Source organism: Streptomyces decoyicus (assembly GCF_019880305.1).
GTDB lineage: Bacteria > Actinomycetota > Actinomycetes > Streptomycetales > Streptomycetaceae > Streptomyces > Streptomyces decoyicus.
In genome coordinates this window covers 4869949-4887518 of record NZ_CP082301.1, presented here as the reverse complement: position 1 = coordinate 4887518, position 17570 = coordinate 4869949, and the positions used below count along the sequence as shown (strand labels likewise).

Annotated in this window: 15 protein-coding genes; 7 read left to right on the top strand and 8 right to left on the bottom strand. The window is 71.0% G+C overall.

From position 1 onward, the window contains the following. Window positions 1-82 precede the first annotated feature (82 nt). Entirely contained in the window at window positions 83-700 is a 618-nt protein-coding gene (locus K7C20_RS21550; RefSeq protein WP_150127339.1) for a DUF3995 domain-containing protein, read from the top strand. Here the strand turns inward: K7C20_RS21550 and K7C20_RS21545 are convergent. Then, a complete protein-coding gene (locus K7C20_RS21545; RefSeq protein ID WP_030080951.1) occupies window positions 636-1493 on the bottom strand; it encodes an SDR family oxidoreductase in 858 nt (285 codons plus the stop codon). The two genes, K7C20_RS21550 and K7C20_RS21545, sit on opposite strands and share 65 nt — an antisense overlap. A 300-nt stretch (window positions 1494-1793) precedes the next feature. Between K7C20_RS21545 and K7C20_RS21540 the strand changes: the two genes are divergently transcribed. Then, window positions 1794-3176, top strand: a complete 1383-nt coding sequence (locus K7C20_RS21540; RefSeq protein WP_030080953.1) for an LmeA family phospholipid-binding protein — start codon at window positions 1794-1796, stop codon at window positions 3174-3176. 55 nt (window positions 3177-3231) lie between these two features. Here K7C20_RS21540 and K7C20_RS21535 read toward each other — a convergent pair whose 3' ends face one another. From K7C20_RS21535 to K7C20_RS21505, 7 genes are all read right to left on the bottom strand, one after another. Beyond that, window positions 3232-4722 (bottom strand): HAMP domain-containing sensor histidine kinase, encoded by a 1491-nt coding sequence (locus K7C20_RS21535; RefSeq protein ID WP_053210358.1) that lies wholly within the window; start codon window positions 4720-4722, stop codon window positions 3232-3234. Continuing rightward, window positions 4719-5456: a response regulator transcription factor gene (locus K7C20_RS21530; RefSeq protein WP_053210357.1), complete on the bottom strand. Its 738-nt coding sequence runs from the start codon at window positions 5454-5456 to the stop codon at window positions 4719-4721. The genes K7C20_RS21535 and K7C20_RS21530 overlap by 4 nt, the downstream gene beginning before the upstream one ends. A gap of 159 nt (window positions 5457-5615) precedes the next feature. Next, window positions 5616-6701, bottom strand: coding sequence for a S1C family serine protease (locus K7C20_RS21525; protein WP_030080959.1), 1086 nt, complete (start codon window positions 6699-6701; stop codon window positions 5616-5618). Between the two features lie 115 nt (window positions 6702-6816). After that, entirely contained in the window at window positions 6817-7842 is a 1026-nt protein-coding gene (locus K7C20_RS21520) for a LacI family DNA-binding transcriptional regulator (protein ID WP_030992850.1), read from the bottom strand. 78 nt (window positions 7843-7920) lie between these two features. Next, window positions 7921-8775, bottom strand: coding sequence for a response regulator transcription factor (locus tag K7C20_RS21515; protein ID WP_053210355.1), 855 nt, complete (start codon window positions 8773-8775; stop codon window positions 7921-7923). A gap of 962 nt (window positions 8776-9737) precedes the next feature. Then, window positions 9738-11753, bottom strand: coding sequence for an ABC transporter ATP-binding protein (locus tag K7C20_RS21510; RefSeq protein ID WP_030085417.1), 2016 nt, complete (start codon window positions 11751-11753; stop codon window positions 9738-9740). Further along, window positions 11750-13483, bottom strand: a complete 1734-nt coding sequence (locus K7C20_RS21505; protein ID WP_030085415.1) for an ABC transporter ATP-binding protein — start codon at window positions 13481-13483, stop codon at window positions 11750-11752. The genes K7C20_RS21510 and K7C20_RS21505 overlap by 4 nt, the downstream gene beginning before the upstream one ends. A 204-nt stretch (window positions 13484-13687) precedes the next feature. Here K7C20_RS21505 and K7C20_RS21500 point away from each other — a divergent pair, with 204 nt between their 5' ends. The 5 genes from K7C20_RS21500 to K7C20_RS21485 all read left to right on the top strand — a co-directional run bounded on the left by K7C20_RS21500 (window position 13688) and on the right by K7C20_RS21485 (window position 17542). After that, window positions 13688-13933: a MoaD/ThiS family protein gene (locus K7C20_RS21500; protein ID WP_030085413.1), complete on the top strand. Its 246-nt coding sequence runs from the start codon at window positions 13688-13690 to the stop codon at window positions 13931-13933. Window positions 13934-13943: 10 nt separating this feature from the next. Continuing rightward, on the top strand, window positions 13944-15278 hold the full coding sequence (locus K7C20_RS21495) for a hypothetical protein (RefSeq protein WP_030085411.1): 1335 nt from the start codon (window positions 13944-13946) through the stop codon (window positions 15276-15278). Window positions 15279-15468: 190 nt separating this feature from the next. Further along, complete coding sequence (locus tag K7C20_RS21490) at window positions 15469-16170, top strand: LmeA family phospholipid-binding protein (protein ID WP_030085409.1); 702 nt, start codon at window positions 15469-15471, stop codon at window positions 16168-16170. A gap of 227 nt (window positions 16171-16397) precedes the next feature. Continuing rightward, complete coding sequence (locus tag K7C20_RS39480) at window positions 16398-16505, top strand: putative leader peptide (protein ID WP_350252853.1); 108 nt, start codon at window positions 16398-16400, stop codon at window positions 16503-16505. A 191-nt stretch (window positions 16506-16696) separates the two neighbouring features. Continuing rightward, a complete protein-coding gene (locus K7C20_RS21485) occupies window positions 16697-17542 on the top strand; it encodes a sulfurtransferase (protein ID WP_030085407.1) in 846 nt (281 codons plus the stop codon). Window positions 17543-17570 lie beyond the last annotated feature (28 nt).

Genomic DNA, 17570 nt, shown 5'->3' with positions numbered 1-17570 from the left:
AGTTGGGGATCCGCCGTACGGGGGAAGGAGCCGCACCCGGAGGAGGACGCCGCTCGACCGCGGCGCTCGTAGCGTGCGGGACATGACTTCTCTGCGGAGCAAGGCTTCGGTGGCACCTGCGGCTTCGGCGCGGCACCTGCGCCGGCGGACGGCGTTCTGGGCGTATGCGGCCTTCGGCTGGCTGACCGTCTCGTTTCTATGGCATCTGTGGATGGGCATCGACTACCGGTCGGCGATGGGCGGGCAGGACAGCGTCCCCGTATGGGGATTCCTCGCGTACGACGGGCTGATCACCGCGATGTCCGCGGTCGGCGCGGTCCTCTCACTGGCGACCGTCCGGCCGTGGGGCCGCCGCCTACCCCCGTGGGCGGTGACCCTCCCACTCTGGTTCGGGGCGGTCCTGCTGGTGGTACGAGGAGTGCCGGGCCTCGTGGAAAACCTCACCATGGTCACCGGGCTCACCCCGTACGGCCTGCTGGGGTTGGCGGAGCGGCCGGCCGACCTCTCGTCCGGGGAGTTCTGGACGGGCATGGCGATCAATGCGTATTTCTTCGTGGGCGCGGTGGTGCTGCTGCCGCTGGCCGTGCTCCATCAAAGGAGCCTGCGGGCCGCCGGGGCACCGGCGGCCCGCCCGTTCAGGAGAAGTCGGCGGCGTGGTCCTGCGCCCACCGGGCGAACGTCCGGCCCGGCCGGCCGGTGACCCGCTCGACGGCGTCCGAGACGGGGAAGGGCGGCGCGTCGACCGTCCGGCCGAACATCCGGACGAGTTCCAGCGCGGCCTCCTTGGTCAGATGCCGCCCGGTCATCGCCTCGGCCGCTTCCTCCTCGGAGATCCGCTCGACCCGGGTCTCGCGCCCGGTAGCCCGCCCGATCTCGGCGACCTGCTGCGCAACGGTCATCCGCTCGGGGCCGGTGACGACATACGCCTTGCCCAGGTGCGCGCCGCTGCGGTCGAGCAGGGCGACGGCCGCGACATCGGCGAGGTCGGCCTCATGGACGGGGACGCCCTGGGCGCCCGGGTGCGCCTCGCGCACCACGCCCGACGCACGGATCGACGGGGCCCAGGCAAGGGCGTTGGTGGCGTAGTTGCCGCCGCGGACGAAGGTCCACTCCAGGCCGGAGTCGCGCACCGCGCGCTCCAGACCGGCGTGCAGCCGGGCGATGAAGTTGTCCTCGTCGGCCGGGGTATCGGTCACCGCCATCGAGGAGTTGAGCACGACCCGGCGCACACCGGCCTTGACGGCGGCGTCGAGCAGCGCCGCCGCGGCCCGGTCGCCGCCGGCCGCCAGGTTGAGGAACAGCGCCTCCGCGCCGGCCAGCAGCGGGCCGAGGTCGTCCGTGCCGGTGAGGTCGGCGCGGACCGTCTCGGCCTCGGCCGGCAGGCCGGCGCGCGCCGGATCGCGGCTCAGTGCGCGTACCGCGGCGCCTTCCGTGAGGAGCCGGCCGACAAGACTGCGGCCGATATTGCCGGTTGCGCCGGTTACCACGATCATGGAACGGCCTTCGTGAGACTTCATGGGATGACTACCGTCTTCCGTTTGTCGGTCGAGTGAGCGGAATGAGCGGAAGGAAATGAGTAAGTGCGGTAAGTAAGGCGGAGAGTGCGGACAGATATCAACAGACCCCAACAAGGTGCGCACTGCCGCTCAGGTCACCAAGAGAGGTGACGGTAGTTCAGGTCGCCCCACAAGCGCGGCAATTTTTTATCAAGTCCGGCGGGACAAGCTTCGCGTATCCGACTTACTGGTAGTGCAACTTGCATTCGAGGGTCCCGCCCGTGGTGGGATGGACGGATGCGAACCCCCACGCGCATATCGTCGCCGCCGCCCTCGCCCGCCGCCCGGCACCACTCCGCCGACGCCGCGACGGGCGCCGCGAACGACCCCACCGGGGACACCAGAAAGCTCGACACGGTCAATCCCTACGCCGACCTGGCAGCCCTCGCCGACCCCGAGCCGGAGCCCGAACCCGGCCCGGCAGCCGACGCGTTCGACGCCGCCGGCGCTCCCCGCCGCCGCACCTACCTCAACGAGCGCGACGACAGCGACGACCCGCTGGGCCTCGGCCTGCGCTCGGACGACGACACGGACGGCCCGGCCTGGAAGCCGCCGAACCACCGCCGCAAGAAGCGCGGGATCAGCCGCTTCGCCGCCATGTCGATCACCGTGAAGCTGCTGGTCGCCGTCCTCGTCGGGACGTCGTTCCTCGCGCTCTTCGACCGGTTCGCGGTGCTCTACGCGCAGAACAAGACCGCGGAAAAGGTGAAGGATGCCCTGCATCTGAACGCCACTCCCGAGGTCGACATCGCGGGATTCCCCTTCCTCACCCAGGTCATGGGCAAGCACGTCGACCAGGTGAAGGTGACGATTCCCGACCTGGCCGCCGACCGGGTTTCCCTGGCGAAATTCGAGGCCACCGCCAACGACGTCCGTATCGACGGCGATCTGCCCACCTCCATCAAGGGCGCCACGATCGGCACCATGCACGGCAGCGTGCTGCTCGCCTTCGACGACATGAATCGTGAGCTGGGCGCCTCGCAGGTGAAATTCAGCGAAATGGGCCCCAACGCGGTCCGTGCGGTCGGTCAACTGCCGATCGTCGGCCATGAATTGCGGGTACGGGCCGAGGCGCGCATTCAGCGGGCCGGTGACCGCGGCATCTCCACCGACATCAGCCGGATGCGCCTGGACATCGGCGACATCGCCGTCTACCGCCCCGGCACCGGCAAGGAAGAGGGCCTGCGGCTGACCCGCAAGACCGCCGCCGAGCTCAGCCACCAGGCCGCCAAGGTCAAGGCGATGCTGGGCGTCCCGGCGATCGCGGACCGGATCGGCATCCCCAAGGCGTACATCCAGGACGCGCTGCGCAACGAGCAGAAGCTGCACGAGCTGACCGGGTCGCCGCGCTTCATCCAGAAGCTGATGAAGGTCAATCTCGTCGATGTGGTGGCGGACCACCCCTGGCTGCTTCAGAAGGTCGGTATCGACCCGAAGATCCTCGGCGCGCTGACCGGGCTCACCAAGCCGCAGCTCGCGGACCGGCTGTCGCTGTCCTTCCAGCTCCCCAAGGCGCCCGGGGACGTCCGGCTACGGCACATCTCCGTCGAGCGGGACGGCATCCGCGCCGACCTCTCGGGGTCGAATCTGCCGTTCGGGGACGCCGCGAAGAAGAAGTAGGAACACCGCAGGACCGCAGGAGCGGCGGCGTGCGTGGGGCACGCCGCCGCTCCTGCTATCCCGGCCCCTGAGGCGGTTCCTGGGACCGCGGCGGCTCCGGCAACCCGGGCGGCGGTGTCGCGGCGCCCGGCAGCGTCAAGACCGCCTCCGTGCCGCCGACGTCCGCGGACCGCAGCCGCACGGCGCCGCCCGCCTGCTCCGCCGTACGCGCCACGATCGACAGCCCCAGGCCACTGCCCGGCAGGCTGCGGGCGGACGGGGAGCGCCAGAACCGCTCGAAGACATGCGGCAGTTCGTCCTGCGGAATACCGGGGCCGTGATCGCGCACGGTCAGCTCGCCGCCGGCCAGCCGGACCTCGACGGTGCCGCCGGGCGGGCTGAACTTCACCGCGTTGTCCAGCAGGTTCACCACCGCCCGCTCCAGCGCGGCGGGCTCGGCCCGTACGTACCAGGGGGCGAGGTCCGCCGCGATGGTCAGCGACGGGCCGCGCAGCCGGGCCCGCTCCAGCGCCGATCCGACGATCTCGTGCAGCGCCACCACTTCGACGGCACTCTGCCCCGGCTCCGAAGGCCGCGACAGCACCTGGAGATCGCCGATCAGCGCCGCCAGCTCCCCCATCTGCGCCTTCACCGACGCCAGCAGCGCCACCTTGTCGGCGGACGGGATCGGCCGGCCGGACTGCTCGCTGCGCACCAGCAGATCGATGTTGGTACGCAGCGAGGTAAGCGGCGTACGCAGCTCATGGCCCGCATCCGCGATCAGCTGCTGCTGGAGGTCGCGGGAGGCCGCCAGCGCCGCGGTCATGGAGTTGAAGGAGCGGGAGAGCCGGGCGATCTCGTCCTCGCCGTCGACCGGGATGCGGATGGTGAGGTCCTGGGTGCGGGCGACGTGTTCGACGGCGTCGGTGAGCCGGTCGACGGGCTTCAGACCCGCACGGGCCACCCACAGGCCGGCCGTCGCCGCACCGAGCACCCCGACCCCGGCGACGATCAGCAGCACCAGCGCGAGCTGGTCGAGCGGCTGGGTGACCTGGTCCATGGGCACCGCCACGGAGATGGCGAGCCGTTTGCCCTGGGCGTCGGTGAGCGGGCCGTCGTACTGCTTGGTCCACACCCGCATCTCGGCCCCGCCCTCGGCCTTCGTGGTGTGCACCGTGCTCTCCAGCCGCCCCTCGGCCACCGCCGTGTCCAGGCGCTGCGCGGGGATGGGCGCCTTCTCCGGCGAGGTGCAGACATAACCGCCCGCCGACACCAGCTGGATGGTGTACGGCGTGGGCTGGAAGCGCACCCCGTCGTCCGGGTTGGCGCAGTAGGCGCTGAGCGCCTGGACGTAGCTGGGGTTCACCTCGACGCGGCTGAGCTGCGCGTCGAGCTGCTCGGTGAGCCGGTCGCGGGTGATCAGCCAGCAGGCGGCGGCCGAGAGGGCCACCGCGATGGCGACCGCCACGGCCGTGAGCATTGCCAGCCGGGAGCGCAGCGGCAGCTGCCGGAAGCGGTCCATCGGGCTCGGCCGCCGGTCGTGACGCAGGGTCTCGGCCGTGCTCATTCCGCACCGCCCTCCGCCCGCAGGACGTAGCCGACCCCCCGCACGGTGTGCACCAGCCGCGGCTCGCCGCCCGCTTCCGTCTTGCGGCGCAGATACATCACGTACACATCGAGGGAGTTGGAGGTGGGCTCGAAGTCGAAGCCCCATACGGCCTTCAGGATCTGCTCACGGGTGAGGACCTGCCGCGGATGGGCGAGGAACATCTCCAGCAGGGTGAACTCCGTACGGGTCAGCTCGACCTGCCGGCTGCCCCGGGTCACCTCACGGGTCGCCAGGTCCATCCGCAGATCGGCGAAGCTCAGCGTCTCGCCCTCCTCGGGCGGAGCGCCGGCCGCCGCCGCGTACGAGCTGCGGCGCAGCAGCGCACGGATCCGGGCGAGCAGTTCGTCCAGCTCGAAGGGCTTGACGAGGTAGTCGTCGGCACCGGCATCCAGACCCGTGACACGGTCGCCGACCGTGTCACGGGCGGTGAGCATCAAGATCGGCACCCGCACCCCGCTCGCCCGCAGCCTGCGGGCGGCGGTCAGCCCGTCCATACGGGGCATCAGGACGTCCAGCACGATCAGTTCGGGGTCGTAGGACGCGACCTTCTCGACCGCGTCCAGACCGTCGACCGCCTGCTCGGTCCCGTACCCCTCGAAGACCAGCGAACGCTGCAGGGCCTCCCGCACCGCGGGCTCGTCGTCGACGATCAGGATGCGGGCGGGATGGTCACCGTGCTCGGCGGGGCTCATGCGTGACTACCTCGGGTGGGATACGGAACGGCTGGCCTTCAGCCTTGCACGACGCGGGGCGCTCCGAGAGGGGTAACGCGACGGGGGCTCCGGACGACGTCCGGCAGGTCCGTCCCGGAGCGTCTCGTGCCGGGGGTGACGGGGGTGACGGGTGGGAGGTCAGACGCCGCTGTTGCTGCCACCGTCCCCGCCGCCGCGCAGCGAGTCGAGGTCGGCCTTGACGGTGTTGATCGGGATGGCGAAGCCGAGGCCGACGCTGCCGGCCGTGCTGCTCGATGCCGAACTCGGCGAGTACATCGCGGAGTTGATGCCGATGATCTGCCCCTGCATATTGATCAGGGCGCCGCCCGAGTTGCCGGGGTTGAGCGAGGCGTCGGTCTGGATGGCCTTGTACGAGGTCTTCGACGAGCCGGTGTCGCCGTTGTACTCGTTGCCGCCGAACTCGAACGGCCAGCCGTCCCGGCCGCCCTGCCCCCCGTCCTGCCCCTGTCCCTGCTCCTTGGGGACGGTGACATCCCGGTTGAGGGCGGAGACGATGCCGCTGGTCACGGACCCGGTGAGCCCCTCGGGAGAGCCGATCGCCACCACCTGGTCGCCGACCGAGGTCTTGTCGGAGTCGCCGAGCGAGGCCGCGGTCAGGCCCTTGGCGCCACGCACCTTGATCAGCGCCAGGTCCTTGCCGGGGTCGGTGCCGTTGACCTCGGCCGTCTTCCGGCTGCCGTCGCTGAAGGTCACGGTCACCGTGTTCGCGCCGGCCACCACATGGTTGTTGGTGACGATCTCGCCGTCGCCGGTGATGACGACACCGGAGCCGGTGGACTCGCCCCTGCCGGTCTGCGCCTTGATCTCCACGATCGCCGGGCTGACCGCCTTGGCCACCCCCGAGACACCGCTGCCGCCGGTCTTGCCCGCGTTGACGAGCGGGGTGGAGGGGCCGTTCTGCGCCGACTGGGTGGTGGCGCCGGCGATCAGTGCCGCGCTGCCCCCGCCGATGAGACCGGAGGCGAGGGCCACCGCCGCGATCAGCGCGACCGGCCGGCGGGCCCGGCGCCGCGGCTGGGGCGCCTGCGACCCGGGTGCGTACGGAGGCGGCGGAGGCGGCGGGAACGCCCGCTCCCCGACGCCCGGGGCGCTCTGCGCGGCCCCGCCCGCCTCGTGGCCGTAAGGGTGGCCGTGGTCGTTGCCGTATGCGTACGGCCGGTCCTGGGGCAACTCATCGCCGCTTCGGCGGTAGCTCTCGGTCATGGTGATGACTCTGCCGCCGGTCCATGAGAACGGCCTGAGAGTGTCCTGAGAGACCCGACAGAAGCGAATATGCCCGGAATAAAGACGTCCGGATCAGCGGTGCGGCCCGGCTCCCTCAGCCGCCACAGCCGCAGGAGCGCCGCACCACCAGCCGCGACGGGAACTGCCGCAGCCGCTCCCGCCGGGAGCCCACCACCCGCAGCCCGTCGTCCAGCACCAGGTCCACCGCCGCCCGCGCCATCGCCTGGCGGTCCGAGGCGACCGTGGTCAGCGGCGGATCGGTCAGCCCGGCTTCCTTCACGTCGTCAAAGCCGGCGACCGCCAGCTCACCGGGCACATCGATGCGCAGCTCGCGGGCGGCCCGCAGCACCCCGATCGCCTGGTCGTCCGTCGCGCACATGATGGCCGGCGGCCGGTCCGGCCCCGCCAGCAGCTTCAGCGCGACCTGATAGGCGTCGTAGCGGTTGTACGGCGCCTGGAAGTAGCGCCCGTCCGTGGGCTTCCCGGACTCCAGCATGGCCCGCCGCCAGCCCTCGACGTGGTCGGTGACCGGGTCGCCGGACTTCGGGGTCTCCTCCGTGCCGCCGAGGAAGGCGACATAGGGATGGCCGTGCTCCAGCAGATGCCGCGTCGCCAGCTGCGCACCCCAGATGTCGTCCGTCATCACGGCCACATCGTCGATGGCGTCCGGGCGCCGGTGCAGCAGCACCACACGCGCGTCCCACGCGTCGATCTCTGCGGCGGCATGCTCACTGGGCCCCTGGCTGATCAGGATCAGCCCGGACACCCGCATCCCGAGGAACGCGCGCAGGTAGTGCACCTCGCGCTCGTCCAGATAGTTCGCATTGCCGACCAGGACCATCTTCCCGCGCTCGGCGGCGGCCTGTTCGACGGCGTGCGCCATCTCCGCGAAGAACGGCTGCCGGGTGTCCGGCACGATCAGGCCTATGAGGTCGGTACGGCGGGACGCCATCGCCTGCGCGACACGGTCCGGCCGGTAGCCGAGCTCCTTGATGGCGGCGAGCACCCGCTCGCGCGTGGCCGGGGCGACCGGCCGTGGTCCGTTGTTGATGACGTAACTGACAACGGCGGTGGAAGTACCCGCCAGTCTTGCCACATCATCCCGCGTCACCTTGGCCACGCGCGGCAGTCTACGCGGGTGGTGCAAGGGCGTGTGCGGCAGTTCTCCGCGGGTTCACGGGCCTGCCGCACCGCCCTGCTACCTCCGGCCGGCCCGTACCCCGTGCGAGTCCGCGTCCCCGGTGACCGCCTTCCCGGAGCCGTCACCGCTCTCGGGCGCCCGGCGCTCGGCCGGCGCCACGTCCGGCGAGGACTTCGCCGCCTTCGCCGCGTCCTCCTTCGCCTTGGCCTCCTTGGCCTTGGCCTCCGCCGCCCGCTCCACCTTCTCCGGCGTCACGAAGCGGTAGCCGACGTTACGGACCGTGCCGATCAGCGACTCGTGCTCGGGCCCGAGCTTCGCCCGCAGCCGCCGGACGTGCACATCGACCGTCCGCGTACCGCCGAAGTAGTCATAGCCCCACACCTCCTGGAGGAGCTGGGCGCGGGTGAAGACCCGGCCCGGGTGCTGCGCCAGGTACTTCAGCAGCTCGAACTCCTTGAAGGTCAGGTCCAGGACCCGCCCCTTCAGCTTCGCGCTGTAGGTCGCCTCGTCCACCGAGAGATCACCGTTGCGGATCTCCATCGGGCTGTCGTCGGTCGTGATCTGCTGGCGGCCCATCGCCAGCCGCAGCCGCGCCTCGACCTCGGCGGGCCCCGCGGTGTCCAGCAGGACGTCGTCGATGCCCCAGTCCGCGGTGACGGCGGCGAGTCCGCCCTCCGTCACAACCAGGACCAGCGGACAGCCGGGGCCCGTGGACCGCAGCAGCTGGCACAGCGACCGTACGTGCGGAAGGTCGCGGCGGCCGTCGATCAGTATGACGTCGGCCCCCGGGGTGTCGATGAGGGCCGGGCCCTCGGCTGGAGCCACCCGCACGCTGTGCAGCAGCAGGCCGAGCGCCGGGAGCACCTCCGTGGACGGCTGGAGTGCATTGGTCAACAGCAGAAGGGAACTCACTTCCGACCACCTGCCCGGTTCTCGGGGTGTTCCATCCTCTGCTGCGTGCGGTCCTGCCTGCTTCGCTCGCCCATGACGTCTGGTTCCTCCTCGGTCCCTGCGACGGGGCTCCCGGCCTCGGCCGGGGGAGTCTGCGGCACTGCTTCGTACGGTCCTCACAGCCGCGGCTCGCGTGGCTGAAAGCACAAAAGGACCCGGGGGCAACGCTGCCCGGATCCTTCATGCCCAGCAGAATAGCTCAGATGCTCCCCGGACCCGAGGCCGATTCGGCAGCTTCTTGTGTTCCGTCGATCACTTCGAGTGGCCATCGGTGCGCATGTTGACCGCCGACGGGGTGGGGACCGAGGCCGGCCCCCACCCCTCGCAAGCCCCCATTTGAAGCGGCTGACGTCACCTCCGGCCACACCTCGGGCAGCGCCCTCGCAGGCGGCTCCAGCGGCACTCCGGAAATCCCTGCATTTTCCTTCGCGCTTTCCCACGATGTGGACGGATGTGGTCTACCTACGTTGTCGGCTTTCCCGCCGTTCCGCTGCGCTTTGCCTTGCGCCCCACGTCTTCGGCTGTCCCGCCGTGGGGTTTCCCGCCGTTGCGCCTGCGGCGGGCCGGGGTCGCTGCGCGGGCTGTCGGGTGCGGTGCCGCTCCTCCGGACTTCGTCCTGCGGCGCGACCCCTCCCGTAGGGGGTGGAAAAAACCTTGGTCGGAGTGCCGGTTGGTGGTCCGGCGCACCTGGTGGATCCCATGGAAACGCCCACGTCGGTGGCCCGCCCCCACCCACTTTCACTTTCTCCACTCACGGGAGGGGACGGGCCGGAGGGGCCTGGTGTGTGGACGTAAAGCGAAGCAGTCCACACACCAGGCCCCGGAGGTCCGTCACCGCACCCGCAGCCCCGCGCAGCGGACCCGGCCCGCCGCAGGCGCAACGGCGAACAACCACCGCGGCGGGAAAGCCGACAACGTGGGAATCAACCGGTCTCCGAGACCGGCTCCGCAAACTGCGCCGCATAAAGCCGCGCATACGCGCCGCCCGCGGCCAACAGGGCGTCGTGGGAGCCCTGTTCGACGATCGCGCCGTTCTCCATCACCAGGATGATGTCCGCGTCGCGGATCGTGGAGAGCCGGTGGGCGATGACGAAGCTGGTGCGGCCGCTGCGGAGCTGGGCCATCGCGTGCTGGATGAGCACCTCGGTGCGGGTGTCGACCGAGCTGGTGGCCTCGTCCAGGACCAGGATCGCGGGCTCGGCGAGGAAGGCACGGGCGATGGTGATCAGCTGCTTCTCGCCGACCGAGACATTGCTGCCCTCGTCGTCGAGCACCGTTTCGTAGCCGTCCGGGAGGGTGCGTACGAAGCGGTCGACGTGGGTGGCCCTGGCGGCCGCCACGATCTTGTCCATGGAGATGCCCGCGGGGGCTCCGTAGGCGATGTTCTCCGCGATCGTGCCGCCGAAGAGCCAGGTGTCCTGGAGGACCATGCCGATGTGGGAGCGCAGGTCCTCGCGCGACATCTCGGCGATGTCGGTGCCGTCGAGGGTGATCCGGCCGCCGCGCACCTCGTAGAAGCGCATCAGGAGGTTGACGAGCGTGGTCTTGCCGGCGCCCGTCGGGCCGACGATCGCCACCGTCTGTCCGGGGTGGACGGCCAGCGACAGATCCTCGATGAGCGGCTTGTCGGCCGCGTAGCGGAAGGAGACGTCCTCGAACGCGACCCGGCCCTCGACACGGCCGGGCCGGGCGGGCCGTTCGGCGTCGGGCTCCTGCTCCGTGGCGTCGAGGAGTTCGAAGACCCGCTCGGCGGAGGCGACGCCGGACTGCACGAGGTTGGCCATCGACGCGACCTGGGTCAGCGGCTGGCTGAACTGCCGGGAGTACTGGATGAAGGCCTGGACGTCGCCGATGGAGAGCGCCCCGGAGGCGACCCGCAGCCCGCCGACGACGGCCACCAGCACGTAGTTGAGGTTGCCGATGAACATCATCGCGGGCTGGATGATCCCGGAGATGAACTGGGCCTTGAACCCGGCGGCGTAGAGGGCTTCGTTCTGTTCGCGGAACAGCTCGGCGGACTCCCGCTGGCGGCCGAAGACCTTCACCAGGCTGTGGCCGGTGTACATCTCCTCGATGTGCGCATTGAGCTTGCCGGTGGTCTTCCACTGCTGGACGAACTGCGGCTGGGCCCGCTTGCCGACCTTGGTGGCGACGACGACGGAGACCGGGACCGTGATCAGGGCGACCAGTGCCAGCAGCGGGGAGATCCAGAACATCATCGCGAGCACGCCGACGATGGTCAGCAGCGAGGCGACGATCTGGCTGAGGGTCTGCTGGAGCGTCTGCTGGATGTTGTCGATGTCGTTGGTCGCCCGGGAGAGCACCTCACCGCGCTGCTGCTTGTCGAAGTAGCTCAGCGGCAGCCGTGCCAGCTTCTCCTCGACCTGCTCCCGCATCCGGAAGACGGTCCGCTGGACGACCCGGGTGGCGATCCTGGCCTGGACGAAGCCGAACAGCGAGGCCGCCACGTAGATCAGGGTGACCCAGAGCAGGACCGTGCCGACGGCGCCGAAGTCGATGCCGTGGCCGGGGACCACCGGCATCACGCCGATCATGTCGGCCAGCCCGCCCTGGCCGTGGGCGCGCAGCCGGTCCGCGGCCTGGGCCTTGGTGAGGCCGGCGGGCAGCTTGCGGCCGATGATGCCGGACATGATCAGGTCGGTGGCGTGGCCGAGGACCTTGGGGCCCACGACCGTGAGCGCCACGCTCAGAGTGCCCAGCACCAGCGCGACGGAGATGATGCCGCGCTCGGGCCGCATCCGGGCCAGGAGCCGTTTGCCGGAGCCCTTGAAGTCCATCGACTTCTCGGTGGGCTGGCCGCCCATCATCCGGGCAGGTCCGGCCGCCGGGGCCGGGCCCCGGGCCGGCGCCTTGGGGGTCTCGTCGGTGGCCTCCGGGGCCCCGGCACCTGGGGCCGCCCCCTTGCCCGCGGTGGTCACGCCGCCTCCTGCTCGGTGAGCTGGGAGAGCACGATCTCCCGGTAGGTCTCGTTGCCGGCCATCAGCTCGGCGTGGGTGCCGGTGCCGACGACCCGGCCCTCGTCCAGGACGACGATCCGGTCGGCGCCGCGGATCGTGGCGACCCGCTGGGCGACGATCACGACCGTGGCCCGGTCGGTCTCGCGGGCGAGTGCGGCGCGCAGCGCGGCGTCCGTCGCGTAGTCCAGGGCGGAGAAGGAGTCGTCGAAGAGGTAGATCTCGGGGCGGCGGACCAGGGCTCGGGCGATCGCCAGCCGCTGGCGCTGGCCGCCGGAGACATTGCCGCCGCCCTGGGCGATGGGGGCCTGGAGGCCGCCTTCCATCCGCTCGACGAAGTCCCGCGCCTGGGCGGTCTCCAGGGCGTGCCACAGCTCGTCGTCGGTGGCGTCCGGATTGCCGTAGCGCAGGTTGGTGGCGACGGTGCCGGAGAAGAGATAGGGCTTCTGCGGGACCAGGCCGATGGCCTTGGCCAGCGTCTCCTGGTCGAGGGTGCGGACGTCCTCGCCGTCCACCAGGACCGCGCCGCCGGTCGCGTCGAACAGCCGCGGGACGAGCCCGAGGAGGGTCGACTTGCCGGAGCCCGTGGAGCCGATGACGGCGGTGGTCTCCCCGGGGCGGGCGACCAGCGAGATGTCCTTGAGGACCGGCTGCTCGGCGCCCGGGAAGCGGAACTCGACGCCGCGCAGCTCCAGTTCGCCGTGCCGGCGGAGTTCGGTGACGGGGTTCCCGGGCGGGGTGACGCTGGAGTCGGTCGCCAGTACCTCCTGGATGCGCTCGGCGCAGACCTCGGCGCGCGGCAGCATCATCACCATGAACGTCGCCATCATGATCGACATCAGGATGTACATGAGGTAGCTGAGGAACGCCGTCAGTGCGCCGATCTGCATGGCGCCGCTGTCGATCCGCAGTCCGCCGAACCAGACGACGGCCACGCTGGAGACGTTCACGATCAGCATGACCAGCGGGAACATCATCGACATCAGCCGGCCGGCCCGCAGCGACACGTCGTAGAGACCGGTGTTGGCCCCGGCGAACCGCTCGCGCTCGTGCCGGTCGCGGACGAAGGCACGGATGACGCGGATGCCGGTGATCTGTTCGCGCAGCACCCGGTTGACGGTGTCGATGCGCTCCTGCACCCCGCGGAACAGCGGACGCATCCGGCGCACGATCAGTGAGACGAGCATCCCGAGGACCGGGACGATGACCAGGAGCAGGCCCGACAGCGGCACATCCTGGTTCAGCGCCATGATCACGCCGCCGACGCACATGATCGGTGCCGAGATCATCATCGTGAACGTCATCAGCACCAGCATCTGGACCTGCTGGACGTCGTTGGTCGTGCGGGTGATCAGCGAGGGCGCGCCGAACGTGCCCATCTCGCGGGCGGAGAAGGACTGCACCCGGTCGAAGACCGCGGCACGGATGTCCCGGCCGAGCGCCATGGCCGTACGGGCACCGAAGTAGACGGCCCCGATCGCGCAGACGATCTGGAGGAGCGTGACGGCGACCATGAAGCCGCCGACGCGGAGGATGTAGCCCGTGTCCCCCTTCACGACACCGTTGTCAATGATGTCGGCGTTGAGGGTGGGCAGGTAGAGGGTTGCCAGGGTCTGGATCAGCTGAAGCAGCACGATCAGGGATATCGAACGCCTATGGGGCCGCAGATGCGCCCGCGCGAGTCGGACCAACACCCCATGAGGGTAGGCGAACACTTGCCCTCGGCAATCGAATTTACGGAGTCCGCCCGGCACGGGCCGGGCCCTCCGCCGGATCGTGCCCGGAGCCGGATCACCCGCCGCGTACGCCATCATGGAGGCGGCAACGACGGGGTGCCGCCACCACGGGGCGCCCCCGACCGACACGACGAAGAGGCCGCCGTGACAACAACTGGCACCGTGCGCTACTGGGCCGCGGCCAAGGCCGCCGCCGGCACGGCTGAGGAGCCGTATGCGGCGGCGACGCTCGCCGAGGCGCTCGACGCGGCGCGCTCGGCGCATGCCGCCAACCCCGAGTTCGCGCGCGTCCTGCTGCGCTGCTCCTTCCTGGTGGACGGCGATCCGGTCGGCACCCGCGACCACGGGACGGTGGCGCTGGCCGAGGGCGGCACCGTCGAGGTCCTGCCGCCGTTCGCGGGAGGGTGAGCACACGACCATGAGCGACAACCAGCCGCAGCACCACAACCCCTACGAGCCGCACGATCCGTACGCCCGGCAGGACCCGTACGCCCAGCAGGCACCGCAGCCCGCGCAGCCGCCGTACGGCCAGGCACCGTACGAGCCACAGGCGCCGTACGGACAGCAGGCCTCGCACGGCCGGCAGACGCCGTACGGACAGCAGCCGTCCTACCCCCAGCAGGCCTACGACCCCTCTGCGCCGCAGCAGCCGAGGCCCGAGCAGCCCGGACGCGGCCGGCACGGGCGCGCCCCGTACGGAGGTGACCCGTACGGGCGCGGCCAGTACGGGTACGACGCGTACGGACAGCAGCAGCCACAGCATCCCCGGCAGCCGCAACAGCAACCGCAGCAGCCGCAGCGCCCGGTCTACGGGCAGGAGGGCCACGGCACCCCGCACCCCGCGGAGACCGCGCCGCTGCCCACCCAGCACCAGACCGCCCGCCCGGACGGCGAGCCGTACGCCCGCCAGCACCCCCAGCAGGCCAGGCCGGCGCCCGCCGCACCCGCACCGGCCGCCACGCCGTCGGTCTCCGCCGCGTCGGTCTCCTCCGCGCCGCTCGCGCCCAACCAGCGCGCCCGCGCCGAGGGCCGCTCGCCGATCATCCCGCCCGGGATCCAGCCGGCCGCGCTGACCGCCGGGCTCGCCCTGCTGCTGGCGCTGACCGCGCCGCTCGGCCGCCCGGTGCTCGCCGTGCCGGTGGCGCTGCTCCAGGCCGTCACGGCCGCCGGCTGGTTCCGGCTCAACGGCATGTGGCCGGCCCGCCAGGGCATCGCGCTCGCCTTCCTGGGCGGTCTGACCACCGATGTCGCGCTGCTGGCCACCGACCGCGAGAGCGCGCCCCTGGTCGGCATCGGCACGCTCGGGGTGTGGTGTCTGCTCGTCCTCGTCCTCCAGCTGCGCAATCGCAGCAGCGCCGACGAGCGGATGTACGCGCTGACCGCGGGCCTGACCTCGTCCGCGCTCGCGGTGCTCGCCGCCGGGCAGCTCGCGGCGTCCTCGCACGCGGTGGTGGTCGGCGCCGCCGCGGTCGCGGTGGCCACGCTCGCCCGTGCGCTGCCGCTGCCCGCGCCCGCCTCGATCGGCATCTCCCTGGTGGCGGCCGCGGGCGCCGGTATCGGAGCCGGCCAGCTGACCGGCCTCGGGGCGTCCGGCGCGCTGCTGGGCCTGGCGGCCGGCGGCTGCGCCCTCATCGGCCTGCGGGTGGCCAGCTACGACTACCCGTCCCGTTTCGTCCACATGACGGCCGGCGTGGCCCTGCCGCTGGCGCTGGCCGCGCCCGCGGTGTACGTCCTGGGGCGGACGCTGGGGTAGCCGCCGCAGGCCGATCCCCCGCAGGGCCGTGAGCGATACGGAGCGGCGGCCGCCGGAAGCGCACCTGGCTGCTTCCGGCGGCCGCCGCTCCCGTTTCGCGGACCACGTCGTCTAGGCTCCCCCGGAGCGCAGGCAGGGGGCCTGTACGGACGCGGCCGTGATCCGGCCCAGGTGTGGGGGAAGTGGTTCGATGCGTGCACTTCGCGTGCTGTTGATCGTCATCGTCATATTCGGCGGGCTGTTCGTGGCCGCCGACCGGGTGGCGGTGAATCTGGCCGAGGACATGGCCGCGGACAAGATCCGCAGCAGCCAGGGGCTCGGCAAGACCCCGGAGGTCGCCATCAAGGGCTTCCCGTTCCTGACCCAGGTCGCCGGCCGCAGCCTCCAGGAGGTGGACGCCGACCTCGGGGGCATCGAGGCCCGCGCCGAGGGACACGCGCTGCGCATCGACCAGCTGTCGGCACAGTTCCATGACGTCACGCTGAACAGCGACTACACCTCCATCGAGAGCGCCGCCACGGCCACCGGCAACGCCCGGCTCAACTACGCCGACCTGACCAAGGCGGCGGGCGGCGGCGTCAAGATCACCTACGCCGGGCAGAAGAACGGCCGCAGCCAGGTCAAGATCTCGCCGAACCTCCCGCTCCTCAGCTCGCTGGACGTGACCGGCTCCCTCACGATCGTGGGCGGCAACACCGTCCGGCTGCGCGCCGACGGGCTCCCCGCGATGTGCAAGGCGGTCCCGGGCTGCGAGAGCAAGGTGCGCGCCCAGACCGACCACGACTGGAAGCTGGACCAGTTGCCCGGCAACCTGAAGCTGGAGAAGGTCGTGACGATGCCCGACGGCATCTCGATCTCCGCCGCCGGCAAGAACGTCAAGCTCCCCGGCTGACCGGACGCCCGCGGCGGGCCGCCCCACCGGTCCGCCGTCCGATCCGCACCGCCGTCCAATTCCTGAGACGCCCGAGTCCGTACGCCAGACCCCCCACCGGCGTACCGGCGGCCGAGGACCGTGGATACCCGGCCGACGCCCGCGCCCATCCCACATCGCGGACAAACACGTCTCACCATCCGACACGCCGGTGACACGCCCCGCTCCGCGTCCCTACGATCGGTGGCATGCAGAGCTCATTGAGCGGTCTCCGTCCGCGGGGACGTGCGGTACTGACGAAGCGGCGGGCAGTAGACCTGTGCCGCGTCGCCGCCATGCTCTGTCGCCCTGTCTGACGGGCTTCCGCACCCTCCCCCAGCTCCCGCTGGAAGGTGCCCCCAGCCCCGGCCGGCCGCCGAAGCCGTGCCCTCACGCGTCCCGGCGCAGCGCCGCTCCGGAACCCCCGCCCGGAAGCCGCCGGCGCACACCCGTCGTACCCGCGTGCATCTCTGCCACTACCCCCGCAACTGCCCCGGAGGAGAAGAACATGAGCCGTAGCGACGTCCTCGTAGACGCCGACTGGGTCGAGGCCCACATCGACGACCCGAAGGTCGTGATCGTCGAGGTTGACGAGGACACCTCGGCCTACGACAAGAACCACATCAAGAACGCCGTCCGGATCGACTGGAAGCAGGACCTCCAGGACCCGGTCCGCCGTGACTTCGTCGACCAGGAGGGCTTCGAGAAGCTGCTCTCCGCCAAGGGCATCGGCAACGACGACACCGTCGTCCTCTACGGCGGCAACAACAACTGGTTCGCCTCCTACGCCTACTGGTACTTCAAGCTCTACGGCCACGGCAGCGTCAAGCTGCTCGACGGCGGCCGCAAGAAGTGGGAGCTGGACTCCCGCGACCTGGTCGACGGCTCCGAGGTCCCGCAGCGCCCGGCCACCGACTACAAGGCCAAGGCCCAGGACTCCTCCATCCGCGCCTTCCGGGACGACGTCGTCGCCGCGATCGACAACCTCAACCTGGTCGACGTGCGCTCCCCCGACGAGTTCAGCGGCAAGCTGCTCGCCCCGGCGCACCTCCCGCAGGAGCAGTCGCAGCGCCCCGGCCACGTGCCCAGCGCCCGCAACATCCCGTGGTCGAAGAACGCCAACGACGACGGCACCTTCAAGTCGGACGACGAGCTCAAGGCCCTCTACGAGGGTGAGTCCGTGGACCTGGCCAAGGACACCATCGCCTACTGCCGCATCGGTGAGCGCTCCGCGCTGACCTGGTTCGTCCTGCACGAGCTGCTCGGCCAGAGCAACGTCAAGAACTACGACGGCTCCTGGACCGAGTACGGCTCGCTGGTCGGCGTCCCGATCGAGCTCGGCGCCAACAAGTAAGCAAGCTTCTCCCCCGAACCCCTCAAGG